The following is a 25,777-nucleotide window of genomic DNA, read 5'->3' on the forward strand; positions in this document are numbered from 1 at the left end:
AGTAGTTGGATGACAGCCAAATTCAGAAGCTATTTCAGTCAAATAAGCGTCTGGATTGTCAGTAAGATAGTTTTTAAGTCTATCTCTATCAACCTTTCTTGGTTTTGTTCCTTTAACTTGATGGTTTAGCTCTCCTGTTTTCTCTTTTAGCTTTAACCAGCCATAAATGGTATTACGTGAAATTTGGAAAAGGTGTGATGCTTCTGTTATACTACCTGTTCGCTCACAATAAGCGAGAACTTTTTACGAAAATCTATTGAATATGCCATAAGAGTATTATACCACATTATGTACTATTTTTGGTTCAGTTTGCTATAGTAAACCAACTCTTGATAAGGAGAAGAAAAAAGCCATCCTATCTAGGATAGCTTCTTGGATATTAGATTTGTTCAGCGATGACCTTTTCAGCTAGATTCATAGCGTGGTCAGACACTCGAGTGTAGTGGGAAATGATGTCGATAAAGTTGACCCCAGCTTGTGTTGAACACTCGCCCTTGTTAAGGCGTTTGATATGGGTCTTTCTGAGAACACGCTCTATATTGTTGATTTCTTTATGGCGTTCAATCAGACTTTGAGCTTTTTCGATATCATTGTTTTCAACGCTATCAAGGGCATCCTTGATAAAGTCAGTGGTTTTTTGATAGATATCAGCCAATTCTTCCAAAGCAGCTTCAGAGAACTCAACATTTTTACGTTGAAGATAGTCAGTCAGGTTGAGAAGGGCTTCTGCGTGGTCCCCAATTCTTTCCAAATCACGGGATGAATCTAGGATATTGGTCAGCACTTCACTTTCTTTCTGACTAAGGGCCTCACTTGAAAGAGTAATCAGGTAACGAGTTAATTTTTCATCAATGGTATTGATGGCTTCTTCTGTCTTGTGTCCTTTTTCAGCAACCTTTTCATTAAGGTCAATGATATAGTTATAAGAAAGGTCAAAGGCTTTAGAAGCATAATTTCCTAAGTGAAGGAGTTCTTTCTTGGCATTTCCGAGAGCGATTGATGGAGCTTGTTTAATCAAATGCTCATCTAGGTAAAGCGGCTCGTACTTCACAACTTCATCTTCACCAGGAATGAGCTTGGTTACAAAGAAAGCCAAGGCTCCGATGAAGGGAAATTGTACAATGGTGTTACTTACGTTAAAGGCACCGTGAGAGAAGGCAATAGTCATCTCAGGTGAGAGATGAAGGAGTGCCTGGAAGTACTCAATCATTGACGTAAATGGGCCTAATAAGATTAAGCAAAGAATAGTTCCTAAAACGTTAAAGGTAACGTGGGTTGCAGCAACGCGCTTCGCAGAGACATTGGCTCCAGCAGCCGCGATGATAACGGTTAAGGTTGTCCCGATATTATCTCCGAAGAGAACTGGCAGAGAACCTTTAAGGTCAAGGAATCCACCTGCATAGAGACCTTGCAAAATCCCGATTGTCGCAGAAGAAGCTTGGATGAGAACGGTAATCACTGCACCAGCAAAAACTCCTAAAATAGGATTTTGTCCCAAGGTTACCATATATTCCTTAAATTGTGGTAAATCTTTAAGAGGGCTCATACCAGCACTGATGAGGTTGAGGGCGTAGAAGATTCCCCCCACACCAAACAGGATGCGTCCGATATTGTTTGCTGTTCTGTTTTTTGTAAAGAAGAGGAACATGGTTCCAAGGAAAATCAGGGGTAAAGCATACTCACCAAGCTTGAAACCGATGATAAAGGAAGTAACAGTGGTTCCGATGTTGGCACCCATGATAATTCCGATAGCCTGTCTAAGGGTTAGAAGGCTAGCGCTGACCAGTCCAACCGTGATAACTGTAACCCCTGTACTTGACTGAATCAGGGCAGTTACGACAATCCCAACTAGAACACCTAAAAATGGATTGCTGGTGTACTTGTCAATGTAAAAACGAAGGCGATCTCCAGCAGCTTGTTGCAAACCGTCTCCCATGGTCTTGATACTATATAAAAATAGTCCCAGACCACCTAAAAAATGAAATAAAATTTCCTGCCAATTAATGGACATTTCTTTTTCCTCCGAAAAATAATAACGGAATATCTCCTATTCTATTTTAAAGTATAAAAGTAAATCTAACAAGTGTTAGGGTAATATTTAGTAAGAAAAATCTTAAGTAGGGAGATATTGTAGTTATTGGTATAGGAGAGGGTTTACATTTGAAAAAGCTGGAAACATTTGCCTAGAGCTATTGACAAAAGTGAAAGAATCAGATAGAATAGTAAAGTATGTTTAGTAACTGATCACTTTATAGCCGGCTAAACGAATACAAAATCTATGAGGAGGTATTCATCGTGAAACGTACTTATCAACCAAGTAAACTTCGTCGTGCGCGCAAACACGGATTCCGTAACCGTATGTCAACTAAAAACGGTCGTCGCGTATTGGCAGCTCGTCGTCGTAAAGGACGCAAAGTTTTGGCTGCATAATCCAAACGAATTCTATCAAAAATCAGTAGGAACTCGAGTCTACTGATTTTTATTTTTGTAAAAAAGTACAAAAAGCTTTATATTTTCGCTTGAATAGTGTATAATATTTCATATACTGTAAAATTGGAGAATAATCATGAAGAAATCAAAAGTTGTGCTGTTTGGAGCTATGGCTTTAACAGCAGGTCTATCTCTAGCAGCTTGTGGCTCATCTCAATCAAGCAATGCGGATAAGACTTACTCTTATATCTTTGTCAATAATCCAGATACCTTGGATTATATTACCTCTACACGAGATTCTACATCTAGTATCACAACCAACTTGATTGATGGTTTGTTGGAAAACGATCAGTATGGCAATCTTATCCCATCTATGGCTGAGTCATGGACAGTGTCAAAAGATGGATTGACCTACACTTATAAAATCCGTCAGGGGGCTAAATGGTACACTTCTGAAGGAGAAGAGTATTCGGATGTAACTGCTCATGACTTTGTGACAGGTCTCAAGTATGCGGCTGATAAAAAAGCTGAAAACTTGTACTTAGTACAAGACTCTATCAAGGGGCTGGCAGACTATGTTGAAGGGAAATCATCTGATTTTGGAACTGTTGGTATTAAAGCGGTGGATGATTACACACTACAATACACCCTCAACCAACCTGAGACTTATTGGAACTCTAAAACAACAGCAAGTATCCTTAGTCCTGTAAACGAAGCTTTCTTGAAGTCTAAGGGAGATGACTTTGGAAGTGTGACACCATCAAGCATCTTGTCAAATGGTCCTTACTTGTTTAAGTCCTTCACATCAAAATCTTTGATTGAATTTGACAAAAATCCTAATTACTGGGATAAGGACAATGTTAAAATCGAGAAAGTGAAGCTCTCTTTCTTTGACGGTTCTGATCAAGATAGTATTACAAGAGGATTTTTGGAAGGCAACTACACAGATGGTCGTATCTTCCCAACAAGTTCAGTATTTGCTGAACTCAAGAAGGGTAATGAGGATAAGATTACCTATACACCACAAAACTCAGTTACTTTCTACTATCTTTTCAACGTTAATCGTCAAAGCTACAAGCAGACTATGAAACAGTCTGATAAGGAAAAGACAGATTCACGCGCAGCTATGCAAAATAAAGATTTCCGTCAGGCTATCAATTTTGCCTTTGACCGTCATGCCTATGCAGCGCAGACAAATGGTGAAGATGGAGCAGACCGTATCTTACGTAACACAGTTACACCAAGTAACTTTGTCCAAGTTGGCGATAAGAACTTCGGTGACATTGTCAATGAGAAAATTGTCAACTACGGCAAAGATTGGGCAAATATCAACCTAAACGATGGTAAGCAAGCCTTCTTGAATCCTGATAAGGCTAAAGAGAAGTTGGCTAAGGCCAAAGAAAGTCTGCAAGCTCAGGGAGTAACCTTCCCAATTCATTTGGATATGCCAGTTGACCAGACTGCTAAGTTGGATGTGCAACAGGCTGGTTCCTTCAAGCAAACAGTAGAAGCTACTCTTGGTAAGGAGAATGTAGTCATCGATATTATCCAACTTTCTCCAGATGAAAAAGACCAAGCAACCTACTTTGCAGATACAGCAGAACAAAAAGACTACGATATTGACGTCTCAGGATGGGGTGGAGACTACTCAGATCCGAAGACTTATCTAGCTATCCTTGACCCAGAGACAGGTTCTCAGTTGAAAAACATGGGCTTGTCTGAAGGAAAAGACAAGGAAGTAAAGGACAAGATTGGTCTTGCTGACTACAAGAAACTCTTGGATCAAGCAGACGCTGAAATCACAGATACTCAGGCTCGCTATGAAAAATATGCTGAAGCCCAAGCTTGGTTGACAGATAGCGCCCTCTTCCTACCAGTTCAAAGTGGCGGAGCCAACCCAATATTCCGTAAGACTGTACCATTTACAGGCCCATTCTCATTTGTTGGTCATAAGGGAAATGCGGACAACTATAAATATGTTGAATTGCAAAAAGAGCCAGTAACTGCTAAACAGTACCAAGAACTCTATGAAAAATGGCTGAAAGAAAAAGCTGAGTCAAATAAAAAAGCTCAGGAAGATTTAGCTAACCACATTCAATGATATTCCTAGTCACGCTTTTCAGTTAATACTCTTCTAAAATCTCTTCAAACCACGTCAGCGTTGCCTTACCGTAGGTATGTTACTGACTTCGTCAGTTCTATCTGCAACCTCAAAACAGTGTTTTGAGCTGACTTCGTCAGTTTCATCTACAACTTCAAAGCAGTGCTTTGAGCAGCCTGTGGCTAGCTTCCTAGTTTGCTATTTGATTTTCATTGAGTATAAGCATAGTGACTGGATTCAGAAAAAGGCCCTACCAGCGCTTCTTGGTTCTGGTAGGGCCTTTTCTTTATTCTTTTAAGTGATAAGAGTAGCTAGCGACAACGACGTCTTGGTGCCAACGAAAGGCGTATTTGAGTTTGAGACTCATCTGATTGTGCAGGATATTTTGCCAGGGTTTATTAGGGATAAACTGAGGGACGAGGACAGTGACTGTATAGTTTTTTTTCTGAGCTTCCTCGGAAATCCGTTTGACATACTTGACAGTAGGGGTGATGATGTCGCGATAGCTGGTCTTGATGTTTTTCAGAGTAATGGTTGGGAAGTAATCGGCAAATTCTTGGAGAATTTCTTGATCTTTTTCTACTGTTTCCTTGGTAGAAATATGCATAGCTAGGACTTCGTCACCGATACTTTGAGCGTAGTTAATGGCTCCGACGCTGACTCGGGTGACATTTCCTACTAGAACCAGAACCAGATTGCCGTCGTAAGTACGTTTTTCGATTCCTTCATAGAGTCGCAGTTGTTGGGCTACTTTTTGGTAATGACTGTGAATTGCCAAAAAGAGTAGGGTGAGTACGAGAATAATCGGGAAGAAAGGCCAGATATCACTGAGACGGAAAAAGAGCAAGATTAGTACAATCGCGTAGCAAATGATTGCCCCAAGGATATTAGCAAGAGCAGGTTTTAAGAAATTTGCTCCTTTTTCCTTTTTCCAATGACGAACCATCCCAGTCTGAGATAGGGCGAAGGGAACGAAGACCCCGATAGTATAAAGAGGAATCAAGCGTTCTGTATTGCCATTAAAAATGAGAAGAAGAATCATAGCCCCAAAAGCCAGAGTTAAAATTCCATTGGAGTAGCCTAGGCGGTCTCCTTTTTCCATAAAGAGATGGGGCATGTATTTGTTTTTAGCCATATTGTAAGCCAGCATAGGGAAGGCCGAAAAGCCAGTATTTGCAGCTACGGCCAAAATCAAGGCTGTGGAGAATTGGAAGGTATAATACCCAAGGTGGCCTAAGAAGGAATTACCAAGGATGCCTTGAGCCATCTGTGAAAGAATAGTTTCTCCGTGTTGAGGCATAATCCCCATCCAGTAGTTTAGGAAGGTGATACCAGCAAAAAGAAAACCTAAAATCAGTGACATAATGGTCAAGGTTTGAGCGGCATTCTTTTCTTTTGGAGCCTTGAAAAATGGAACGGCATTTGAAATAGCTTCAACCCCTGTCAAAGAGGCAGATCCGCTGGTAAAAGCTCTTAGAATGAGAACGATAGACAGGCTCGGAACAGCATGCCCAATAGGTGAAGTAGCCTGATAGCTGAGAGAACCTGTCACTAGCTGAAAGATTCCGTAGAGCAAGAGAAAGATAGTGCTGATGATAAAGAGGTAGACAGGAATCATCAGTGAGCTGGCAGATTCTTTAAGTCCTCGCAGGTTCATGAACATCAGCAAACAAACGAGAAAAATGGAGATGTGAAGATTGTATGGATGAAGGGCAGGGAGGGCAGCTGTAATGGCATCTGCGCCAGATGCTACAGAAACAGCTACGGTCAGCATATAGTCAACCAGAAGGCTGCCTCCAGCAATTAAGCCTAGCTGGGGAGATAGATTTTCTCGGGTTACCATATAGGCCCCTCCCCCTTGAGGGTAAGCATGGATGATTTGACGGTAGGAAACGGTCAGACTAGCTAGGAGCAGGAGGACAAAGAGGCCAATAGGAAGGCTCCACCATATAGCTAGAGGAGAGAGACTAGTCAAGACCAGGACTACTTGCTCAGGTCCATAGGCAATGGAGGACAGAGCGTCGCTTGACAACATGGCTAGTGCCTGCATTTTTCCCAGTAGTCCCCCTTCGCCTTCGGTTAAGGATTTAAGAGGACGACCGATAAAGGTCTGTTTTAATTTTGTAAACATAGTTGTTTCCTTTGTTGAAAAATTCAATAAGTGTTATTATACTGCTTTGGAAAAAGAGCGTCAAGAGATGATGATGGGTTTTAGAATATTTTTTTCAGATGAGGAGAGAGGTCAGTTTTTTTGCTATAATAGTAGATAGAAAACGAGGTTAGAAGAGATGATTTTTGATACACATACACACTTGAATGTAGAAGAATTTGCAGGTCGTGAGGCAGAAGAAATTGCCTTGGCCGCTGAGATGGGTGTGACACAGATGAATATTGTTGGTTTTGATCAACCGACGATTGAGCGCGCCTTGGAGTTGGTGGATGAGTATGACCAACTTTACGCGACTATTGGTTGGCATCCGACAGAAGCTGGAACTTATACAGAGGAAGTCGAGTCTTACTTGCTAGATAAGTTAAAACATCCTAAGATTGTGGCATTAGGTGAGATTGGTTTAGATTACCACTGGATGACAGCGCCAAAAGAAGTGCAGGAGCAGGTTTTTCGTCGTCAGATTCAGCTATCTAAGGACTTGGATTTGCCTTTTGTTGTCCATACCCGTGATGCGCTGGAAGATACCTATGAGATTATCAAAAGTGAGGGCGTTGGTCCTCGAGGTGGTATCATGCATTCATTTTCAGGGACGCTTGAGTGGGCAGAGAAGTTTGTTGCGCTTGGTATGACCATTTCCTTCTCAGGAGTGGTGACTTTCAAGAAGGCAACTGACATCCAAGAAGCAGCTAAAGAGTTACCTTTGGACAAGATTTTGGTGGAAACGGATGCGCCTTACTTAGCACCTGTACCAAAGCGTGGTCGCGAAAATAAAACAGCCTATACTCGCTATGTAGTGGACTTTATAGCTGACTTGCGTGGGATGACGACCGAGGAGTTAGCGGCAGCAACGACTGCAAATGCAGAGCGAATTTTTGGATTGGACAGTAAGTGATGAAAGAAAAAATTTCTCAAGTCATCGTGGTTGAAGGTCGCGATGATACGGCCAATCTCAAACGTTATTTCGATGTAGAGACCTATGAGACACGAGGTTCTGCCATCAATGACCAGGATCTAGAGCGGATTCAGCGCCTGCACCAACGTCATGGAGTCATTGTCTTTACAGACCCAGATTTTAATGGGGAGCGGATTCGTCGCATGATTATGACAGCTATTCCAACAGTTCAGCATGCCTTTCTCAAACGAGATGAAGCTGTTCCCAAGTCCAAGACCAAGGGGCGTTCTTTGGGAATTGAGCATGCCAGCTATGAAGACCTGAAAACGGCTCTAGCTCAGGTGACAGAACAATTTGAACATGAAAGTCAGTTTGACATCAGTCGTAGCGACTTGATTCGCCTTGGTTTTCTAGCAGGGGCAGATAGCCGTAAGCGTAGAGAATATCTGGGAGAGGCTCTCCGAATCGGCTATTCTAACGGTAAGCAACTCCTCAAGCGCCTAGAGTTGTTTGGGGTTACTTTAGCAGAAGTAGAAGAAGCTATGAAATCTTATGAGAATAGCTAAGCAGGCCCCAAATGTAAGGGGAATGTGTTACAATAGAAGTAATATCATAGAATCCTACTATATATGATGGCATGAATTATAAAAAGATAATTGATAAGATTAACAATTGACTGACGATGATGAGGAGAAGTATGGAAATCTTTGATTTTTTAAAAAAAACAAAAGAGACTGAAGAAACAGAAGTAACTAAAGAAATTGAAGAGATTAAAAGTGAAATCTGTTTGGGTGTTTTAGACTTATTTCCGATGAAGGAAAGCAATCAACTATTGATTGTTGGTAGCTTGGAAGGAAGTTTAAAAAGGGGTGATTGTTTGCAGTTTTGCAATCCGGATCAAGGAATGGCCTCCCTTGGAACTCTAGTAGTTAAGAAACTCAGCAGTCAACAAAAGGATAGAGATTTTCTGACGGATGAACCTTTAGCCCATCTAGTGGTGGATATGGATTCTTCCTTGACCAAACTCAAAAAGGGGAGTGTGCTTTATAGCTCAGGTGTTGATGAAGAGAGTCGCTTATCTGCTTATACAGATACTATTTACCGTGCTTTTGTTGCAATCCAAAAGGGACAGTTGACCAATGAAGATTACTTGGCAGCTAGCCTTGAAGACAGTGTTGAGATTATGCGTCTCTTTTTATGGAAATGCCGTCAGGAACAGGAAACTGAAAGCGAAGAAAGCTATCAGATCAATGCACGAAAATTAGAGCGTTTGGCAGAAATTGTTAGGGATAAGTTGTTAGAAGCAGATTCCATTTATGCAGTTTATTCTGAAAAAACGGGCGAACCTTACCTCTTTTCAACTACTTATGACAGAGGAGAAGATGGTTATTTGTGTACAGATCCAATGATCATGCTTTTTACCCCACGTTGGTACCATCAGTTTAAGGAAACGATTGATAGTCGACCAAACTCTACTGTGAAGTTGATTGAAAATACCGCAGATAAAAAAGGCATTGAAAACTTTCTAGGTACAGCCTTTTATTTGAATGGTGCTTTAGGAGTGATCTTTAATACTAAGGAAGTTAGCATCAGTTGTTCTGTCTTGGTTCAAAAACCAGATTTTTCAGGATTACCAGAAACACAAGTGCCTCTGATGAATCCGGAGCTTGTAAGATGGATGCTTTTAATGGGGCAAATGGATAAACCAAGTAAGGAAGATGAGAAGTTGATTTATAGTCTCTATTACAAGTTCTTCTCAATAGCTCTACCCAAAGCAAAATTTTTACTTCCCTTGGATGCAACATCCGGATTTCCAAAAAAAGATCAAGAAATACACTCTTTTGTTTTAGAAAAAGACTCAAATGTCAATATTCCATGTAGAGATGGGGAAAATGGACGAAATTCGGTTCCAGTTTTCACAGATTGGAAACGTTTCAGAATGGTCTTTGATGAAAAGTGGAATGGAATGGTTGAAAAAGCAGGGGCTATGATTGAGGTCTTTGACTACGCCATTAATCCAACCGAATACTTGGAAGCAGGTGCCTATGTTAGCAAAGAATCTTTTGATGAGATGAAAAAACTGACTGATAAGCTTGAAGATAGAGATGAAAAATAAAAATAATTATCGATAGAAGGTCTATCTGTATGAGGATGATGTCTTTACTCATTAAATAGGGCTTGATATTTCAAAGCAGAAGTCAGTTGAGGAATTATGTATTGTTCTTCATATAGATAGTTACTTTACATAGATTGGACAGAATGACTTCTTCGACATGGTGGGCGGGCAATAGCAATAGAAAACGGAAACAAAAGAACTGACGAATTCAAATATCTTTTTAAAAGTGCTCATTTATCAGAGCTCAGGAAACAGTGAGTTTGTATAGATATATCGTCGTTCATATTAGAAAAGAGAATAAATGAGAATTGCAGATTATAGCGTGACCAAGGCAGTGCTGGAGCGTCACGGTTTTACCTTTAAAAAGTCCTTCGGACAAAATTTCTTGACGGATACCAATATCCTACAAAAAATCGTGGATACGGCTGAGATTGATGACCAGGTCAATGTTATCGAAATCGGGCCAGGTATTGGTGCCTTGACGGAGTTTCTGGCTGAGCGTGCGGCTCAAGTCATGGCCTTTGAGATTGACCACCGTTTGGTGCCAATCCTAGCTGATACCCTGCGTGATTTTGATAATGTGACCGTAGTCAACGAGGACATTCTCAAGGTTGATTTGGCGCAACATATCCAGAATTTCAAAAATCCTGATTTGCCAATCAAGGTCGTAGCTAATTTGCCTTACTACATCACGACGCCTATTCTCATGCACTTGATTGAGAGTGGTATTCCTTTTAGTGAGTTTGTAGTCATGATGCAAAAAGAAGTGGCGGACCGCATCTCAGCTCAGCCTAATACAAAGGCTTACGGTAGCTTGTCGATTGCGGTTCAGTATTACATGACCGCCAAGGTTGCCTTTATCGTGCCGCGTACGGTCTTTGTGCCAGCGCCAAATGTGGACTCAGCGATTTTGAAAATGGTGCGTCGATCAGAACCAGCTGTAGCAGTGAAAGACGAGAACTTCTTCTTTAAGGTTTCCAAGGCTAGTTTTACCCATCGCCGCAAGACCTTGTGGAATAACTTGACAGGTTACTTTGGCAAGACTGAAGAAGTTAAGGACAAGCTGACCAAAGCTCTAGACCAAGCGGGCTTGTCACCAAGTGTGCGTGGGGAAGCTCTCAGCTTGGCAGAATTTGCCAGTCTAGCAGATGCACTTAAAGGGCAAGGATTCTAAGATGCAGGGACAAATTATTAAAGCCTTAGCTGGGTTCTACTATGTGGAAAGTGAGGGTCAGGTTTTTCAAACACGCGCGCGTGGGAATTTCCGTAAAAAAGGCCATACCCCTTACGTTGGGGATTGGGTAGATTTCTCTGCCGAGGAAAATTCTGAAGGTTATATCCTCAAGATTTACGAGCGAAAAAACAGCTTGGTCCGTCCGCCCATTGTCAATATCGACCAAGCTGTGGTCATCATGTCGGTCAAGGAACCTGATTTTAACAGCAATTTGCTGGATCGTTTCTTGGTTCTTTTGGAACACAAGGGCATCCATCCCATTATCTATATTTCCAAGATGGACTTGTTAGAGGAGCGAGGAGAGCTAGATTTTTACCAGCATACCTATAGTGCCATTGGCTATGATTTTGTGACCGGTAAAGAGGAACTCCTACCTTTGTTAACAGGCAAGGTTACAGTCTTTATGGGGCAGACTGGTGTTGGGAAGTCAACTCTTCTCAATAAAATCGCACCAGACCTTAATCTTGAAACAGGAGAAATCTCAGACAGTCTGGGTCGTGGGCGCCATACCACTCGAGCAGTTAGTTTTTATAATCTCAATGGAGGTAAAATCGCAGACACACCAGGTTTTTCATCATTGGATTATGAAGTAACAACGGCTGAAGACCTCAATCAGGCTTTTCCAGAAATCGCCACTGTCAGTCGAGAATGTAAATTCCGCACTTGTACCCATACCCATGAGCCGTCCTGTGCAGTGAAGTCAGCAGTGGAAGAAGGGACCATTGCGTCCTTCCGTTTTGACAATTACCTGCAATTCCTCAGTGAGATTGAAAATCGCAGAGAAACCTATAAAAAAGTCAGCAAAAAAATTCCAAAATAAGGAGAAACCTATGTCTCAATACAAGATTGCTCCGTCAATTCTGGCAGCAGATTATGCCAACTTTGAACGTGAAATCAAACGCCTAGAAGCAACTGGGGCAGAGTATGCCCATATCGATATCATGGATGGCCATTTTGTACCGCAAATCAGCTTTGGTGCTGGTGTGGTCGAAAGTCTTCGTCCCCATAGCAAAATGGTCTTTGACTGCCACTTGATGGTGTCAAACCCTGAGCATCATCTAGAGGATTTTGCACGTGCAGGAGCTGATATCATCAGCATTCATGTTGAAGCAACACCTCATATCCACGGGGCTCTTCAAAAGATTCGTTCTTTAGGAGTTAAGCCTTCAGTTGTCATCAATCCTGGCACACCAGTTGAAGCCATCAAGCATGTACTTCATCTAGTTGACCAAGTCTTGGTCATGACGGTCAATCCTGGCTTTGGTGGTCAAGCCTTTCTACCTGAAACCATGGACAAGATTAGCGAGTTGATGACTCTTCGTCAGGAAAAAGGTTTGAACTTTGAGATTGAAGTGGATGGTGGGATTGACGATCAAACCATTTCTCAAGCCAAAGAAGCTGGTGCTACAGTCTTTGTAGCTGGATCCTATGTCTTTAAGGGAGATGTCAATGAACGAGTTCAAACCCTCAGAAAACAACTGGACTAGAGTTGCGGTTTTTGCCGGCGGAGACCGTGGGTATTACAGGACGGATTTTGATTCATTTGTTGGAGTTGACCGTGGATCGCTTTGGGTTTTGGGAGAGGATCTTCCTTTGGCATTAGCAGTTGGTGACTTTGACTCTGTGACGGAAGAAGAGCGTCAGTTGATTCAAGAACACAGTACGGACTTTAAACAAGCTCATCCAGAGAAAGATGATACGGATTTAGAATTGGCTCTCTTAATCGTCTTTGAGAAAAATCCTCAGGCTCGGATTACAATCTTTGGAGCCCTAGGTGGTCGGATTGATCATATGCTGGCCAATGTCTTTCTACCTAGCAATCCCAAGTTGGCTCCCTATATGCGTCAGATAGAGATTGAGGATGGGCAAAATTTGATTGCCTATTGTCCAGAAGGTACCAGTCAGCTACATCCCCGTTCAGACTACGACTATCTTGCCTTTATGCCAGTTCGAGATAGCCAGTTGACCATTCTTGGGGCCAAGTATGAGTTGACAGAGGAAAATTTTTTCTTTAAAAAAGTGTATACTTCTAACGAATATATAGATAGGGAAGTTACCGTGACTTGCCCAGATGGCTATGTGGTCGTGCTGCATAGCAAGGACAGGAGGTAGGATGGAAAGTTTACTTGTTCTATTATTGCTTGTCAACCTAGCTGGCCTCTTTCTGATTTGGCAAAGGCAGGATAAGCAGGAGAAACATCTCGGCAAGAGCTTGGAGGATCAGGCAGATCATCTGTCAGACCAGTTAGATTACCGTTTTGAGCAATCTAGACAAGCTAGTCAACTTGACCAAAAATACCTGGAAGTAGCTGTTAGCGACCGCTTGCAGGAGGTTCGTATTGAACTACATCAAGGTTTGACCCAGATTCGTCAAGAAATGACTGAGAATCTCCTCCAAACCAGAGATAAGACGGACCAACGTCTGCAAGCTTTGCAGGAATCTAATGAGCAACGTTTGGAGCAGATGCGCCAAACTGTCGAGGAAAAGTTGGAAAAAACCTTGCAGACCCGTCTACAGGCTTCCTTTGAGACGGTTTCCAAGCAATTGGAATCGGTCAATCGAGGTCTCGGTGAAATGCAGACAGTTGCGCGTGATGTCGGTGCCCTCAATAAGGTTTTATCTGGTACCAAGACACGCGGAATTCTAGGGGAACTACAATTGGGACAAATCATCGAAGATATCATGACACCTGCCCAGTATGAAAGAGAATTTGTAACAGTCGAAAATTCTAGCGAACGTGTAGAATATGCCATTAAGTTGCCTGGTCAAGGGGACCAAGAATATGTTTACCTACCAATTGATTCCAAGTTTCCGCTGGCAGATTATTACCGCCTAGAAGAAGCTTATGAAGTAGGTGACAAAGAAGAAATTGAACGTTGCCGTAAGTCTCTCTTGGCCAGTGTCAAACGTTTTGCTAGAGATATCAAGAGTAAGTATTTGGCGCCACCAAGAACGACTAATTTTGGAGTTTTGTTTGTACCTACAGAGGGACTTTACTCAGAAATTGTCCGTAATCCAATCTTTTTTGACGATTTGAGACGGGAAGAACAGATTATTGTAGCTGGGCCAAGTACTCTTTCTGCCCTTCTTAATTCCCTATCAGTTGGTTTTAAAACCCTCAATATTCAAAAGAGTGCTGACCATATTAGCAAAACGTTGGTTAGTGTTAAGACTGAGTTTGGCAAGTTTGGGGGGATTTTGATTAAGGCACAAAAACATCTCCAACATGCCTCTGGCAATATTGATGAATTATTAAACCGTCGTACTACAGCTATCGAGCGGACTCTCCGTTACATGGAAATCTCAGAAGGTGAGCCTGCGCTTGATTTACTCCATTTCCAAGAAGATGAGGAAGAATATGAAGATTAGTCACATGAAAAAAGATGAGCATTTCGAAGGCTTTTATCTAATCAAGTCAGCAGAACTTAGACAGACTCGTGCTGGGAAAAATTACTTGGCCTTTACTTTTCAAGACGATAGTGGTGAGATTGAAGGAAAATTATGGGATGCTCAACCTCACAATGTTGCTGCTTTTACTGCAGGGAAGGTTGTTCACATGCAGGGACGCCGAGAAGTATATAACAACACTCCTCAGGTCAATCAAATCACTCTTCGTCTACCACAGGCTGGAGAACCCCATGATCCAGCGGACTTTAAGGTTAAATCACCTGTAGATGTCAAGGAAATCCGTGAGTATATGGCCCAGATGATTTTCAAAATTGAAAATCCTATTTGGCAGCGAATTGTCCGAAGTCTTTATGCCAAGTATGACAAGGAATTTTACTCTTATCCAGCTGCTAAGACTAATCACCATGCTTTTGAGACAGGACTTTCCTACCATACAGCTACTATGGTTCGCTTGGCAGATGCCATTAGTGATATCTATCCTCAGCTAAACAAGAGCTTGCTTTATGCAGGAATCATGTTGCATGATTTGGCTAAAGTTTTAGAACTCAGTGGTCCAGATCAGACTGAGTATACGGTGAGAGGCAATCTCATTGGTCATATCTCTTTGATCGATAGTGAAATTACCAAGACAGTTATGGAACTCGGAATCGATGATACCAAGGAAGAGGTTGTTCTTCTCCGTCATGTCATTTTGAGTCATCACGGTTTGCTAGAATATGGTAGTCCTGTTCGTCCGCGCATTATGGAAGCCGAGATTATTCACATGATTGATAATCTGGATGCCAGCATGATGATGATGTCAACTGCTCTTGCTTTGGTTGATAAAGGAGAGATGACTAATAAAATCTTCGCTATGGACAATCGTTCCTTCTATAAACCTGATTTAGATTGATAAATTTACTAAATTTACAAATTAAGAAAAATGAGCATTTTGTGGCTAAGAATGTTCGTTTTTTATATGAATATGGTATAATGGGTATAGTATAAAAATTAAATGGAATGGGAAATAGAAATGAAATTACGAAGAAGTGATCGGATGGTTGTGATTTCCAACTATTTGATTAATAATCCTTATAAATTAACTAGCCTTAATACTTTTGCCGAAAAGTATGAATCAGCTAAATCATCTATCTCAGAAGATATTGTCATTATTAAACGTGCTTTTGAGGAAATTGAAATCGGTCATATTCAGACTGTTACAGGTGCAGGTGGTGGAGTTATCTTCACACCATCTATCTCAAGTCAGGATGCCAAGGAAATGATTGCAGATTTGCGTGACAAGTTATCAGAGAGTGATCGTATCCTCCCAGGTGGCTACATTTACTTGTCTGATCTCTTGAGTACACCAGCCATTTTGAAAAACATTGGTCGTATCATTGCCAAGAGCTTTATGGATCAAAAAATTGATGCGGTGATGACGGTTGCTACAAAGGGGGTTCCACTTGCTAATGCAGTAGCTAATGTTCTTAACGTTCCATTTGTCATTGTTCGTCGAGACTTAAAGATTACCGAAGGTTCAACTGTCAGCGTCAACTATGTATCAGGTTCAAGTGGTGACCGCATTGAGAAAATGTTCCTTTCAAAACGTAGTCTCAAGGCAGGTAGCCGTGTCTTAATTGTGGATGACTTCTTGAAAGGCGGAGGAACTGTCAATGGGATGATCAGTCTTTTGCGTGAGTTTGATTCAGAATTGGCAGGTGTAGCGGTCTTTGCGGACAATGCCCAAGAAGAACGTGAAAAGCAGTTTGACTACAAGTCGCTCTTGAAGGTAACCAATATTGATGTCAAGAGCCAAGCCATTGATGTTGAGGTTGGTAATATCTTTGACGAAGATAAATAAGAGATAGAACTAAAGGTTGGAACGCTTGTCCCAGCCTTTCTTTGCAAATAGAATAGAAGGAAACTTATGAAAACACCATTTATCAATAGAGAAGACTTAGAAGCGATTGTTGCCGAGTTCCCGACACCCTTTCACTTGTATGATGAGAAAGGGATACGTGAAAAAGCACGAGCTGTCAATCAAGCCTTTTCGTGGAACAAGGGCTTTAAGGAATATTTTGCTGTTAAAGCTACTCCAACCCCAGCTATCTTGAAAATCCTTCAAGAAGAAGGTTGTGGTGTGGACTGCTCTAGTTATGTAGAGCTTTTGATGAGTCATAAACTGGATTTCCCTGGTTCTGAGATTATGTTCTCTTCAAACAACACGCCAGACAAGGAATATGCCTATGCACGTGAATTGGGTGCGACCATTAACTTGGATGCTTTTGAAGATATTGAACATCTGGAGAGAGCAGCAGGTATTCCAGAAGTTATTTCTTGTCGTTACAATCCTGGCGGTGTTTTTGAACTAGGAACAGACATCATGGACAATCCTGGAGAGGCCAAGTTTGGCATGACCAAGGACCAGCTCTTTGAAGCTTTTGCCATCTTGAAGGAAAAAGGAGCTAAGACCTTTGGGATTCACTCCTTCCTAGCATCTAATACTGTTACTCATCTCTATTATCCAGAGTTGGCTCGTCAGCTTTTTGAATTGGCTGTTGAAATCAAGGAAAAGTTGGGCATTTCGCTAGACTTTATCAATCTTTCTGGCGGTATTGGTGTCAATTATCGTCCAGACCAGGAGGCAAATGATATTGCCTTGATTGGTGAGGGGGTTCGTAAGGTTTATGAAGAGGTTCTTACGCCAGCAGGCCTTGGTCAGGTCAAGATTTTCACCGAATTGGGTCGCTTTATGCTAGCCCCTCACGGTGCTTTGATTACAAGAGTTACCCATAAGAAGAAAACTTATCGTACCTATCTAGGGGTGGATGCATCAGCAGTCAACCTCATGCGTCCAGCCATGTATGGAGCCTACCACCATATCACCAATCTGACACATCCAGATGGATTAGCTGAAATAGTAGATGTAGTCGGTTCTCTCTGCGAAAACAATGATAAATTTGCAGTGAATCGCGAACTGCCTCATACAGAAATCGGTGATTTGCTGGTAATTCATGATACAGGTGCCCACGGTTTTTCAATGGGCTATCAGTACAATGCCAAACTTCGTTCTGCGGAAATCCTTTATACCGAAGAAGGAAAAGCCCGCCAAATCCGCCGTGCAGAGCGCCCTGAGGATTATTTTGCAACCTTGTATAGTTTTGATTTTGAAGAATAATCTGAGAATTAATTGAAAATGAAATTGAAAAACAGATTGCTTTCTAAAAAATAGGCAAAAATCTTGTTTTTCTTTCAAGTCGTGATATAATAAAACTATAAAACGTTTTCAAGGAAGGTAACGATATGTCTGAAGAAACAATTGATTATGGACAAGTGACAGGAATGGTGCATTCGACAGAAAGCTTTGGGTCAGTAGATGGGCCTGGTATTCGCTTTATTGTCTTTTTGCAGGGCTGTCACATGCGTTGCCAGTATTGCCACAACCCAGATACTTGGGCGATGGAGTCCAACAAATCACGTGAACGGACGGTAGATGATGTTTTGTCAGAGGCCTTGCGCTACCGTGGTTTCTGGGGGAATAAGGGTGGTATTACAGTCAGTGGAGGAGAAGCTCTCTTGCAGATTGATTTCCTGATTGCCTTCTTCACCAAGGCCAAAGAACACGGAATCCACTGTACCTTGGATACCTGTGCCCTTCCTTTCCGTAATAAACCACGTTACCTTGAGAAGTTTGACAAACTCATGGCTGTTACTGACTTGGTTCTCTTGGATATCAAGGAAATCAACGAAGAACAGCACAAGATTGTTACCAGCCAAACCAATAAAAATATCTTGGCCTGTGCCCAGTATCTATCAGATATTGGAAAGCCTGTCTGGATTCGCCACGTGCTAGTTCCGGGATTGACAGATAGAGATGATGACTTGATTGAACTTGGTAAGTTCGTCAAGACCCTTAAAAATGTTGATAAGTTTGAAATTCTGCCTTATCATACTATGGGAGAATTCAAGTGGCGTGAATTGGGAATCCCTTATTCGCTCGAAGGGGTTAAACCACCAACAGCAGACCGCGTCAAGAACGCTAAAAAACTCATGGATACCGAAAGTTATCAAGACTATATGAAACGTGTACATGGATAAAAAAGAAGCCTGATGGGAACATCGGGCTTTTAAGTTTACACAAATATATATAATTAAATAAAACAAAATTTTATACTCTTCGAAAATCTCTTCAGACCACGTCAGCTTCCATCTGCAACCTCAAAACACTGTTTTGAGCAGCTTGCGGCTAGCTTCCTAGTTTGCTCTTTGATTTTCATTGACTATTAAATCTTTTGATTCTTGAAATTCTGAAAAAAATCCGAAAAAGAATGTGTAAGATATAGTCACTTTTAGAAATATTAAATAGAATAGGAGAACATGATGGAACAAAGTATTACTATTAAAAATTTATGTAAGTCATATGGCCAAACTCAAATTTTAAAAGATATTTCTTTTGAAGCAAAAGCAGGTAGAGTGACTGCTTTCCTGGGTCCAAATGGAGCTGGAAAAAGTTCAACCTTACGTATTTTATTAGGATTAGACAAAGCAACATCTGGTCTTACCAAAATTGGAGATCAAACTTATAAGGAATTAAAATTTCCTCTAAAGATTGTAGGAGCTTCATTTGACAGTGTAGGAGCTCCTGATGATCGGACTGTTTATCAACATTTGAAAATTGTTGCTGCGAGTAATGGGATATCCAGTCAGCGAATTGATCAAGTCTTGGATATGGTGGATATTAGCCATAAGAAAAAATCTAAAATTGGGAAATTATCATTAGGAGAAGGACAACGATTAGGAATTGCAACAGCTCTATTAGGAAATCCTCAATATCTGATATTGGATGAACCGACAAATGGATTGGATCCAAGAGGAATTCGGTGGTTTAGAGAGTTTATAAAAAAACAAGCTCAAGAAGGGAAGACCGTCTTACTGTCATCTCATATATTATCGGAAGTGGAAGCAGTAACAGATGATGTAGTTATCATAAATAAAGGAAAAGTTCTTATAAAAGGGACTTTACAAGAAGTGATGAAAAATCTTTCTTCACTAGAAGAAGTCTTCTTTAGTTTAACAGAGGGAGGAAAGTGACATGGCACTTATATACTCTCTTCATTCTGAAATATTGAAATTGCTTTATAGGAGAGCTACTCATGTTGTATTATTCTTGATACTGGTATTTCAAACGTTTTTAGCAAATATTGGTGCTTCTCAAATTGTTTCAGTTGGTATCCATGCTACACCAGAGACAAATCCAGAATTAGCAGAAGCTATACCTCCTATTGAATTTTTAGGTTTTGATGTCACTTTATTTGGTGTTTTTATTATGATTATCCTAGGCTCAATTTACGGAGCCGAGGAGTATAAAGGCTCTGCTATTCGTACAAGCCTCCTCTCTATTACAAATCGAGGTACTTTCCTAGTTTCAAAAACATTAGTTTGGCTTGTATTTTCTTTTTTCATTTCCTTTCCATCAATATTCCTTACGATTAACATGACACATTATGTTTTAGGACAAGATGGTTTATTGCTTTTTTCACTAAATGGAACAGTTTGGTTCTATATATTTTTAGCCAGTATAGCTTGGACTTTGTTGGGACTGCTAGCCTATATTATGGCTTTGACATTTAAAACAGCCATTGTTCCTCTATTATTTTTGCTTCCCCAAGTCTACAATTTAGGAACATTCTTAGCAAACTATATATTGGTTGCAAAATTTCTTCCAGTTGCATTGGGGCAAGGATTGATTGCTACATCTCCTCAAATTTTAGAGCATAATAGTTTACAACATATTTTATTTTTACTTTGTTGGAACTTTTCATTCTTGGCTTTAGCAATTTACCGCTTACTTAAGTCAGATATCGGAGGAGGTGAATAAGTTGAAAGAGCAACTTAAAAGTGAGTATCTCAAGTTTATGATGAATCCTTGGCACTGGTTGATTATAGGTGCTCTATTACTGTGTGTTCCGGCGATGGTTATTTTTTTAAATAGTAAGCCAGACCAGTTGACCCTACAGTTTGTTTTGGAACAGCTACTGCAAAGTCTCTATTTAGGACAGGCAGGTTTCATTAGTCTAGCGGTTCTATTTATAGGTCAAGAATTTACAGGTTCTAGCCTTCGTACCAGTTTTCTTACATGTCCAAATCGTTTGAAATTTATAATCTGTAAACTAGCTATTGTATTATGTATGGAAATTGTATTATTGGTTGCTGTAATATCATTATGCATACTAATCGCGCAAGGATACTACAATATCAATCTTTTGAGTAATATTAAACATGTTCTAACAATTCTATTTCCAGCTTGTATTTCTATTCTAACCTTCGCTCTTTTAAGTGGTATTTTTGTATTTATTTCCCAGTCTTTTATCTTAATTTTGGGAATCAGTTTATCCCTTTTATTAGGGTTGGGACAAATGTTATTACAATTCAGTTCTTTTTTTAGAAATTTACCATTACTGGCTAGTATGAATTGTTTTTATACCCATCCCTTGTCGCTTTATTATCCAGTGTGGCAAGGTTTAGGGATACAAATAGTTTGGTTATTAATTGTTTTTCTATTTGCTACATTGATAATTATAGGAAGAAATGTAGGCTAAAGACAGGGGTTATCCTGTCTTTTTCTCAGTTAGTGCTATAATATATTCAGGAGGGTGAGTTATGGCTTATAAAATTTTGGTGGTAGATGATGATCTTGCTATTCTTCGTCTAATAAAAAAAGTACTAGAATATGAAAAATATGAAGTAGTCATACGAAATAAGATAGAAGAGATTGATCTTTGTGATTTTACAGGATTTGACTTGATTTTATTAGATATTATGATGCCTGTTAGTGGTTTAGAAATCTGTCAGATGATTCGCGAGCAGATAACTGTTCCTATCTGTTTTATAACTGCCAAGGATATGGATGAAGATTTAGTAGCTGGAATTAATGCAGGTGCTGATGATTATATTATGAAGCCCTTTAGTATGCAAGAATTGTTAGCACGTGTTAAAATGCACTTGCGTCGTGAAGAACGGACTAAAGGAAATATTCATCAAATAAAGATTGGGAAGCTTATACTATATACGGATAGTAAGGAACTATTTGTAAACGATGATAAGATTGCCTTGACAAGGAGGGAATTTGACATAGTAAATCTTTTGGCAAGCACCCCAAGTAAAATATATTCTATTGAGGAAATTTATAATTATCTATATCCACAAAGTTCAGAAGCGCTTTTACGTTCGGTTTCAGAGTATATTTATCAAATTCGTCAAAAGCTGAAACCTTATCAATTAAATCCAATTAAAACCTTGTACGGTGGAGGATATCAATGGGTAGAATCAAAAGTTTTAGACAATTAATTCGAGAAACCTGTTGGAGAATTATTTGGCAGTTTAGTCTTGGCTTATTAATGGCCTATCTTATTCCCTTAGCTTCAGTATCTATACAAATAAATGAAGATGGGAAACCTTTAAACAATAGTGGTGTTCTATCAATCTTTTTTAATGTGTCATCATGGATATATATTTGTGTTTTATTGATTATTCTAATAAGTTATCACATTGGAAAATTGTTGAAAAAACTGAGTTATGAAATGACTTTGATTTATGAAAATAGTATGTGGTTGGAGAGGGAATGTACAGAAAGTTTAACGGTTAAAGAATTTCGTGAGACAGGAAATCGGATTATTGTGATGCAAGATAGAATTCGACAATTAATAGTTGATGAGAAAGAACAGAAAGAAGATTTGATGTTTCAGGTTTCGGCAGCTTCTCATGATTTAAAGACTCCCTTAACCATTATTAAGGGGAATGTAGAATTTTTGCAGGCGATAACTGAAAACGACCAATCTCAAGAATGCTTAGCAGATATAGAAAGAGCTAGTCAACAGTTACTAGATTATTTCAATCAATTGATTCACTACTCTAAAACCTATTATGATGATGAGACAGGTTGGACGGAGTATTCCTCTTCAGATTTTATCAATGAATTAGAGAAAGAAGTTTCTTTTTTGATAAAAAATCAGATGAAGTTTTCTTTTGAACAAAATGTGAAAGGAACTGAAAACTATTATATAAATCCATCTCTTCTGATTCGTGCCATACAAAATATTTTAACAAATGCTTTGGAATACGCTGATAAACAGAATCCTAAAATTAACATTAGGGTAGAGCAAGAGGGGAAGGAATTGAAAATAGGTATATGGAATAATGGCTCTGAATTTCCAGAGGAAGTTTTAAATAATTTTGGAAAGCTCTTTTATCGTATGGATAAAGCTAGATCGTATAAAGAGCAACATTATGGTATTGGACTTAGTTTTGTATGTAGAGTTGCAAAACTGCACAAAGGCCGAGTTGAGCTTAGAAATAGAGACTCGGGAGCAGAAGTTTTAATAACTGTGAATTGTATTAAATCATAGTGAGTTACTTGTTAATTTATGATTGAATCGTTTTTATATGTGAGCTTTTAAATTATTTAACGTTTTCGATTAGTATAAGATGTAACGGTAGATAACAAAAACGAATGATGATATCTAGTTGATGAAAACTATTTATCATTCATTCGTTTTTTTAATTATTGTAATTTACGTAGCTTTATCTCGAACGTTGTTTTCCAGCGTTGCGATTTTTGTGTTTTTTCTTGCTTGTAATAGCAGTTGGTTGTTCAGGGGTAACGTCTTTTCGTCCACTTGGTGTAGAGAAAGCATTTGCTTTTGGTGGGTTCTTTGCCAGTTCTTCACGGACTTTTTTGCGAAGTTTTGGACGAACGATATAGTTGACGATAAACTGTTGGAGAATCATCATGAAACCACCGACAACCCAGTAAAGTGTGACACTGGCTGGTGAAATAAGGGAGAAGCCGACAATTGTGATTGGGCTCACGTAAGCCATTTTCTTGATTTGATCTCTTTGCGTTTCATCTTCTACTCCGTGAAGTGAAAGGAGCGATTGAAGATAGTAAAGGACACCTGCGCAGGCAACCAAAATCATACTTGGAGAACCTAGAGGAATCCCTAGGTAGCTTGCTTGAGCAACCCCTTCAGTATGTTGGGCAGCAAAGTAGATAGCAGAGAAGAAAGGCATTTGAAGGAGGATAGGGAAGCATCCTACACCACCAAACATGCTGATACCGTGCTCTTTTTGAGCTGCAAAGAGAGCTTGTTGGGCTTCGAGTTTTTCTTCTTGAGTTGTTGCTTCCTTGAGACGAGTTTGATGTGGCTCAAGGACATGCTTGAGGGCGTTCATCTTTTCAGAGTGAAGCGTCGCCTTCCATGATTGGTAGATACCAAGTGGCAAGATAATCAAGCGCACGATAATGGTTACGATAATGATAGCCATACCAAAGCCTAGACCTTGATCGGTAGCGAAGTACTTGATAGCTTCAGCCATAGGCGCTCCGAAAGTATTCCAAATAAATCCTGTTGGCTCTCCTGTTGCTTTATCGACGCTAACACAGCCAGTCAAGACAAGCAACATAGCCACTCCCATAGCCGAGAGTGCAAAACGTTTAATAGATTTCACTGTTTTTATTCCTTCTTAAAAAATTATACCTTTCTATTCTACTGTTTTTTTACAAAATATACAATAGTTCTAGAGACTTAATTTGCGATTTTAAAGTCAGGGTAGGGAGGGAAGTTGCTCAGTTTGACATCTAAGTAGCTGACTTTTGAAAAAGGTGTGGGTCCTTTGCGGATTTCTTGGATAAATTTTGCCATGATAGCAGATGAGTCTGCTTGGGCTAAGATTTCGACTGTGCCATCGTCGTTATTCCATACTCGGCCTGTGATGCCACCAATTTCAAGTGCCAGGCTGTAAACACCCCAACGAAAGCCGACTCCCTGTACCCTACCTTGGGCAATCATTCTAACCTTTTGCATACCAAACCCCTTTGATTGTGTTATAATATTTCTATGACTATTATAACCTCAAAAGCCAATTCTGTGGTAAAAAATGCCAAGAAATTACACCAAAAAAAATACCGCAAGTCTGCCTATTTGATTGAAGGCTGGCACTTGTTTGAAGAAGCTGTTCAAGCTGGAGTGATGATTGAGAAAATCTTTGCCCTAGAAAATTACCGAAACCAGTTAGCTGCTTTTCCGCAAACTGTCTGGGTTTCAGAGGATATTTTGCTAGATTTGGCAGATTCTCAGACTCCTCAGGGAATTGTTGCGGTAGTTCAAAAAGAAGAAGTAGGGCAAGCTGACTTGAGTCAGGGCAAGTTCTTGTTTTTGGAAGATGTGCAAGATCCTGGTAATGTGGGAACGATCATTCGAACTGCAGATGCAGCAGGTTTTACTGGAGTGATTGTTTCAGAAAAGTCGGCAGATATCTATAGTCTCAAGACCTTACGTTCCATGCAAGGCAGTCATTTCCATCTGCCCATTTACCGGATGTCTAGTCAAGCGCTTCTTAAGGAGACCAAAGAGGCAGCTATCCCTGTGCTAGCAACAACCCTATCTAAAGATTCTGTTGATTACAGAGAACTGCCTCCTATAGAAAATTTTGTACTAGTCATGGGAAATGAGGGCCAAGGAATTAGTCCCCTCATGGCTGAAAGTGCAGACCAGTTGGTCCACATTAGTATGAAGGGGCAGGCGGAGAGTTTGAATGTTGCAGTTGCAGCTGGTATTTTGATTTTCCATTTAAGCTAATTTTAACTTTCTTTGTTATAATCAAGGAAAGACATTCATATAAAAGGAGAAAAGATGAATCACACTATTATTCACGACCGCGCAGGTCTCAATCAATTTTACGCTAAGGTTTATGCCTTTGTTGGTCTGGGAATCGGACTATCTGCTTTGGTATCAGGCCTTATGTTGACGGTCTTTCAGTCTCAGTTAGTTTACTTTTTGATGCAGGGGCGTCTCTGGTTGACCATTGCAACCTTTGCGGAACTAGCCCTAGTCTTTGTTGCCAGTAGCATGGCTTCAAAGAATAGCCCAGCGGCTCTTCCAGTATTTTTACTTTACTCAGTATTAAACGGCTTTACCCTCAGTTTTGTGGTGGCCTTCTATACTCCAGGTACAGTTTTATCTGCCTTTGTATCGAGTGCCCTTCTCTTTTTTGTCATGGCGGCAGTTGGTATCTTCACCAAGAAAGATTTGAGTGGCCTTGGTCGAGCGATGATGGCAGCTCTCATTGGTTTACTGATTGCAATGGTTGTCAATATTTTCTTGGCTAGTGGTTTCTTTGATTATATGATTAGCGTAGCCATGGTCTTGGTCTTCTCTGGGCTGATTGCTTGGGACAACCAAAGAATTCGCTATGCTTATGAACAATCGCAAGGTCGTGTAGCGACAGGCTGGGTTGTGTCAATGGCTCTCAGTATCTATCTTGATTTTATCAATCTTTTCCTAAGTATTTTACGTATCTTTGGCCGTAATGACTAAAAGGTCTATGAAATCAGTGTTTTAAGTGACACTGATTTTTTTTAATTTTCTCTTTTCTTTTCTTGAAAATA

The 25,777-nt window shown here is 40.2% G+C and carries 25 protein-coding genes and 1 pseudogene; 21 read left to right on the forward strand and 5 right to left on the reverse strand.

Annotated features, from left to right (window positions below):
• Positions 1-269 (reverse strand): annotated as a pseudogene (locus QZ114_RS01290) (IS630 family transposase); the annotation flags it as partial.
• Positions 270-379: 110 nt separating this feature from the next.
• Positions 380-2,011, reverse strand: a complete 1,632-nt coding sequence (locus QZ114_RS01295) for a Na/Pi cotransporter family protein (RefSeq protein WP_295498796.1) — start codon at positions 2,009-2,011, stop codon at positions 380-382.
• A 284-nt stretch (positions 2,012-2,295) separates the two neighbouring features.
• Here QZ114_RS01295 and rpmH point away from each other — a divergent pair, with 284 nt between their 5' ends.
• Both rpmH and QZ114_RS01305 read left to right on the forward strand, forming a co-directional pair.
• Positions 2,296-2,430: a 50S ribosomal protein L34 gene (gene rpmH, locus QZ114_RS01300; protein WP_000831905.1), complete on the forward strand. Its 135-nt coding sequence runs from the start codon at positions 2,296-2,298 to the stop codon at positions 2,428-2,430.
• 136 nt (positions 2,431-2,566) lie between these two features.
• A complete protein-coding gene (locus QZ114_RS01305; RefSeq protein ID WP_295498799.1) occupies positions 2,567-4,531 on the forward strand; it encodes a peptide ABC transporter substrate-binding protein in 1,965 nt (654 codons plus the stop codon).
• 286 nt (positions 4,532-4,817) lie between these two features.
• Here QZ114_RS01305 and QZ114_RS01310 read toward each other — a convergent pair whose 3' ends face one another.
• Positions 4,818-6,662, reverse strand: coding sequence for an APC family permease (locus QZ114_RS01310; protein WP_295498802.1), 1,845 nt, complete (start codon positions 6,660-6,662; stop codon positions 4,818-4,820).
• 157 nt (positions 6,663-6,819) lie between these two features.
• On the opposite strand from QZ114_RS01310, the gene QZ114_RS01315 reads away from it, so the two are divergent.
• The 17 genes from QZ114_RS01315 to QZ114_RS01395 all read left to right on the forward strand — a co-directional run bounded on the left by QZ114_RS01315 (position 6,820) and on the right by QZ114_RS01395 (position 22,736).
• On the forward strand, positions 6,820-7,593 hold the full coding sequence (locus tag QZ114_RS01315) for a TatD family hydrolase (protein WP_295498805.1): 774 nt from the start codon (positions 6,820-6,822) through the stop codon (positions 7,591-7,593).
• On the forward strand, positions 7,593-8,159 hold the full coding sequence (gene rnmV / locus QZ114_RS01320) for a ribonuclease M5 (protein ID WP_153192791.1): 567 nt from the start codon (positions 7,593-7,595) through the stop codon (positions 8,157-8,159). Before QZ114_RS01315 ends, rnmV begins: the two co-directional genes overlap by 1 nt.
• Positions 8,160-8,290: 131 nt before the next feature.
• Positions 8,291-9,709, forward strand: coding sequence for a hypothetical protein (locus tag QZ114_RS01325; protein ID WP_295498810.1), 1,419 nt, complete (start codon positions 8,291-8,293; stop codon positions 9,707-9,709).
• 301 nt (positions 9,710-10,010) lie between these two features.
• On the forward strand, positions 10,011-10,883 hold the full coding sequence (gene rsmA, locus QZ114_RS01330) for a 16S rRNA (adenine(1518)-N(6)/adenine(1519)-N(6))-dimethyltransferase RsmA (protein WP_295498813.1): 873 nt from the start codon (positions 10,011-10,013) through the stop codon (positions 10,881-10,883).
• Between the two features lies 1 nt (position 10,884).
• The gene (rsgA, locus tag QZ114_RS01335; RefSeq protein WP_295498918.1) at positions 10,885-11,763 is read left to right on the forward strand and encodes a ribosome small subunit-dependent GTPase A; all 879 of its coding nucleotides are present in this window, start codon (positions 10,885-10,887) and stop codon (positions 11,761-11,763) included.
• Between the two features lie 10 nt (positions 11,764-11,773).
• Positions 11,774-12,430 (forward strand): ribulose-phosphate 3-epimerase, encoded by a 657-nt coding sequence (rpe, locus tag QZ114_RS01340; protein ID WP_295498816.1) that lies wholly within the window; start codon positions 11,774-11,776, stop codon positions 12,428-12,430.
• Positions 12,393-13,055, forward strand: a complete 663-nt coding sequence (locus tag QZ114_RS01345) for a thiamine diphosphokinase (RefSeq protein WP_295498819.1) — start codon at positions 12,393-12,395, stop codon at positions 13,053-13,055. The genes rpe and QZ114_RS01345 overlap by 38 nt, the downstream gene beginning before the upstream one ends.
• A 1-nt stretch (position 13,056) precedes the next feature.
• Positions 13,057-14,313 carry a DNA recombination protein RmuC gene (locus QZ114_RS01350; protein WP_295498823.1) on the forward strand — a complete coding sequence of 419 codons (1,257 nt, stop codon included), beginning with the start codon at positions 13,057-13,059 and terminating at the stop codon, positions 14,311-14,313.
• The gene (locus tag QZ114_RS01355) at positions 14,303-15,244 is read left to right on the forward strand and encodes a 3'-5' exoribonuclease YhaM family protein (protein WP_295498826.1); all 942 of its coding nucleotides are present in this window, start codon (positions 14,303-14,305) and stop codon (positions 15,242-15,244) included. The genes QZ114_RS01350 and QZ114_RS01355 overlap by 11 nt, the downstream gene beginning before the upstream one ends.
• 120 nt (positions 15,245-15,364) lie before the next feature.
• The gene (gene purR, locus QZ114_RS01360) at positions 15,365-16,192 is read left to right on the forward strand and encodes a pur operon repressor (RefSeq protein ID WP_295498829.1); all 828 of its coding nucleotides are present in this window, start codon (positions 15,365-15,367) and stop codon (positions 16,190-16,192) included.
• A 66-nt stretch (positions 16,193-16,258) separates the two neighbouring features.
• Complete coding sequence (locus QZ114_RS01365; protein WP_295498833.1) at positions 16,259-17,509, forward strand: diaminopimelate decarboxylase; 1,251 nt, start codon at positions 16,259-16,261, stop codon at positions 17,507-17,509.
• Positions 17,510-17,634: 125 nt separating this feature from the next.
• Positions 17,635-18,429: a pyruvate formate-lyase-activating protein gene (gene pflA, locus QZ114_RS01370; protein WP_295498837.1), complete on the forward strand. Its 795-nt coding sequence runs from the start codon at positions 17,635-17,637 to the stop codon at positions 18,427-18,429.
• A 282-nt stretch (positions 18,430-18,711) separates the two neighbouring features.
• Positions 18,712-19,422, forward strand: coding sequence for an ABC transporter ATP-binding protein (locus QZ114_RS01375; RefSeq protein ID WP_295498840.1), 711 nt, complete (start codon positions 18,712-18,714; stop codon positions 19,420-19,422).
• Between the two features lies 1 nt (position 19,423).
• Positions 19,424-20,209: an ABC transporter permease gene (locus tag QZ114_RS01380; RefSeq protein ID WP_295498843.1), complete on the forward strand. Its 786-nt coding sequence runs from the start codon at positions 19,424-19,426 to the stop codon at positions 20,207-20,209.
• A 1-nt stretch (position 20,210) separates the two neighbouring features.
• A complete protein-coding gene (locus QZ114_RS01385) occupies positions 20,211-20,930 on the forward strand; it encodes an ABC transporter permease (protein WP_295498846.1) in 720 nt (239 codons plus the stop codon).
• 61 nt (positions 20,931-20,991) lie between these two features.
• Complete coding sequence (locus QZ114_RS01390; protein WP_295498850.1) at positions 20,992-21,678, forward strand: response regulator transcription factor; 687 nt, start codon at positions 20,992-20,994, stop codon at positions 21,676-21,678.
• Complete coding sequence (locus tag QZ114_RS01395) at positions 21,648-22,736, forward strand: sensor histidine kinase KdpD (protein WP_295498853.1); 1,089 nt, start codon at positions 21,648-21,650, stop codon at positions 22,734-22,736. The genes QZ114_RS01390 and QZ114_RS01395 overlap by 31 nt, the downstream gene beginning before the upstream one ends.
• Positions 22,737-22,911: 175 nt before the next feature.
• Here the strand turns inward: QZ114_RS01395 and yidC are convergent, their stop codons facing one another.
• Positions 22,912-23,838: a membrane protein insertase YidC gene (gene yidC / locus QZ114_RS01400; RefSeq protein WP_125409770.1), complete on the reverse strand. Its 927-nt coding sequence runs from the start codon at positions 23,836-23,838 to the stop codon at positions 22,912-22,914.
• Between the two features lie 77 nt (positions 23,839-23,915).
• Positions 23,916-24,194 (reverse strand): acylphosphatase, encoded by a 279-nt coding sequence (locus QZ114_RS01405; RefSeq protein ID WP_001174612.1) that lies wholly within the window; start codon positions 24,192-24,194, stop codon positions 23,916-23,918.
• Positions 24,195-24,227: 33 nt separating this feature from the next.
• Between QZ114_RS01405 and QZ114_RS01410 the strand changes: the two genes are divergently transcribed.
• Together QZ114_RS01410 and QZ114_RS01415 are read left to right on the forward strand one after the other, a co-directional pair.
• Positions 24,228-24,968: an RNA methyltransferase gene (locus QZ114_RS01410; protein WP_295498865.1), complete on the forward strand. Its 741-nt coding sequence runs from the start codon at positions 24,228-24,230 to the stop codon at positions 24,966-24,968.
• 54 nt (positions 24,969-25,022) lie between these two features.
• Entirely contained in the window at positions 25,023-25,706 is a 684-nt protein-coding gene (locus QZ114_RS01415; protein WP_295498868.1) for a Bax inhibitor-1/YccA family protein, read from the forward strand.
• Positions 25,707-25,777 lie beyond the last annotated feature (71 nt).

The organism is uncultured Streptococcus sp., from assembly GCF_901875575.1.
Classification (GTDB): Bacteria; Bacillota; Bacilli; order Lactobacillales; family Streptococcaceae; genus Streptococcus.

Bases quoted from the DNA above. Each gene is read 5' to 3' on its own strand.
- QZ114_RS01325 (WP_295498810.1), top strand. From the start codon at position 8,291: ATGGAAATCTTTGATTTTTTAAAAAAAACAAAAGAGACTGAAGAAACA.
- QZ114_RS01415 (WP_295498868.1), top strand. From the start codon at position 25,023: ATGAATCACACTATTATTCACGACCGCGCAGGTCTCAATCAATTTTAC.
- QZ114_RS01355 (WP_295498826.1), top strand. From the start codon at position 14,303: ATGAAGATTAGTCACATGAAAAAAGATGAGCATTTCGAAGGCTTTTAT.
- QZ114_RS01410 (WP_295498865.1), top strand. From the start codon at position 24,228: ATGACTATTATAACCTCAAAAGCCAATTCTGTGGTAAAAAATGCCAAG.
- QZ114_RS01375 (WP_295498840.1), top strand. From the start codon at position 18,712: ATGGAACAAAGTATTACTATTAAAAATTTATGTAAGTCATATGGCCAA.
- QZ114_RS01305 (WP_295498799.1), top strand. From the start codon at position 2,567: ATGAAGAAATCAAAAGTTGTGCTGTTTGGAGCTATGGCTTTAACAGCA.
- QZ114_RS01310 (WP_295498802.1), bottom strand. From the start codon at position 6,662: ATGTTTACAAAATTAAAACAGACCTTTATCGGTCGTCCTCTTAAATCC.
- QZ114_RS01315 (WP_295498805.1), top strand. From the start codon at position 6,820: ATGATTTTTGATACACATACACACTTGAATGTAGAAGAATTTGCAGGT.
- rsmA (WP_295498813.1), top strand. From the start codon at position 10,011: ATGAGAATTGCAGATTATAGCGTGACCAAGGCAGTGCTGGAGCGTCAC.
- pflA (WP_295498837.1), top strand. From the start codon at position 17,635: ATGTCTGAAGAAACAATTGATTATGGACAAGTGACAGGAATGGTGCAT.
- QZ114_RS01390 (WP_295498850.1), top strand. From the start codon at position 20,992: ATGGCTTATAAAATTTTGGTGGTAGATGATGATCTTGCTATTCTTCGT.
- QZ114_RS01405 (WP_001174612.1), bottom strand. From the start codon at position 24,194: ATGCAAAAGGTTAGAATGATTGCCCAAGGTAGGGTACAGGGAGTCGGC.
- purR (WP_295498829.1), top strand. From the start codon at position 15,365: ATGAAATTACGAAGAAGTGATCGGATGGTTGTGATTTCCAACTATTTG.
- QZ114_RS01350 (WP_295498823.1), top strand. From the start codon at position 13,057: ATGGAAAGTTTACTTGTTCTATTATTGCTTGTCAACCTAGCTGGCCTC.
- QZ114_RS01295 (WP_295498796.1), bottom strand. From the start codon at position 2,011: ATGTCCATTAATTGGCAGGAAATTTTATTTCATTTTTTAGGTGGTCTG.
- rpe (WP_295498816.1), top strand. From the start codon at position 11,774: ATGTCTCAATACAAGATTGCTCCGTCAATTCTGGCAGCAGATTATGCC.
- QZ114_RS01380 (WP_295498843.1), top strand. From the start codon at position 19,424: ATGGCACTTATATACTCTCTTCATTCTGAAATATTGAAATTGCTTTAT.
- rsgA (WP_295498918.1), top strand. From the start codon at position 10,885: ATGCAGGGACAAATTATTAAAGCCTTAGCTGGGTTCTACTATGTGGAA.
- QZ114_RS01365 (WP_295498833.1), top strand. From the start codon at position 16,259: ATGAAAACACCATTTATCAATAGAGAAGACTTAGAAGCGATTGTTGCC.
- QZ114_RS01345 (WP_295498819.1), top strand. From the start codon at position 12,393: ATGAACGAGTTCAAACCCTCAGAAAACAACTGGACTAGAGTTGCGGTT.
- rnmV (WP_153192791.1), top strand. From the start codon at position 7,593: ATGAAAGAAAAAATTTCTCAAGTCATCGTGGTTGAAGGTCGCGATGAT.
- QZ114_RS01395 (WP_295498853.1), top strand. From the start codon at position 21,648: ATGGGTAGAATCAAAAGTTTTAGACAATTAATTCGAGAAACCTGTTGG.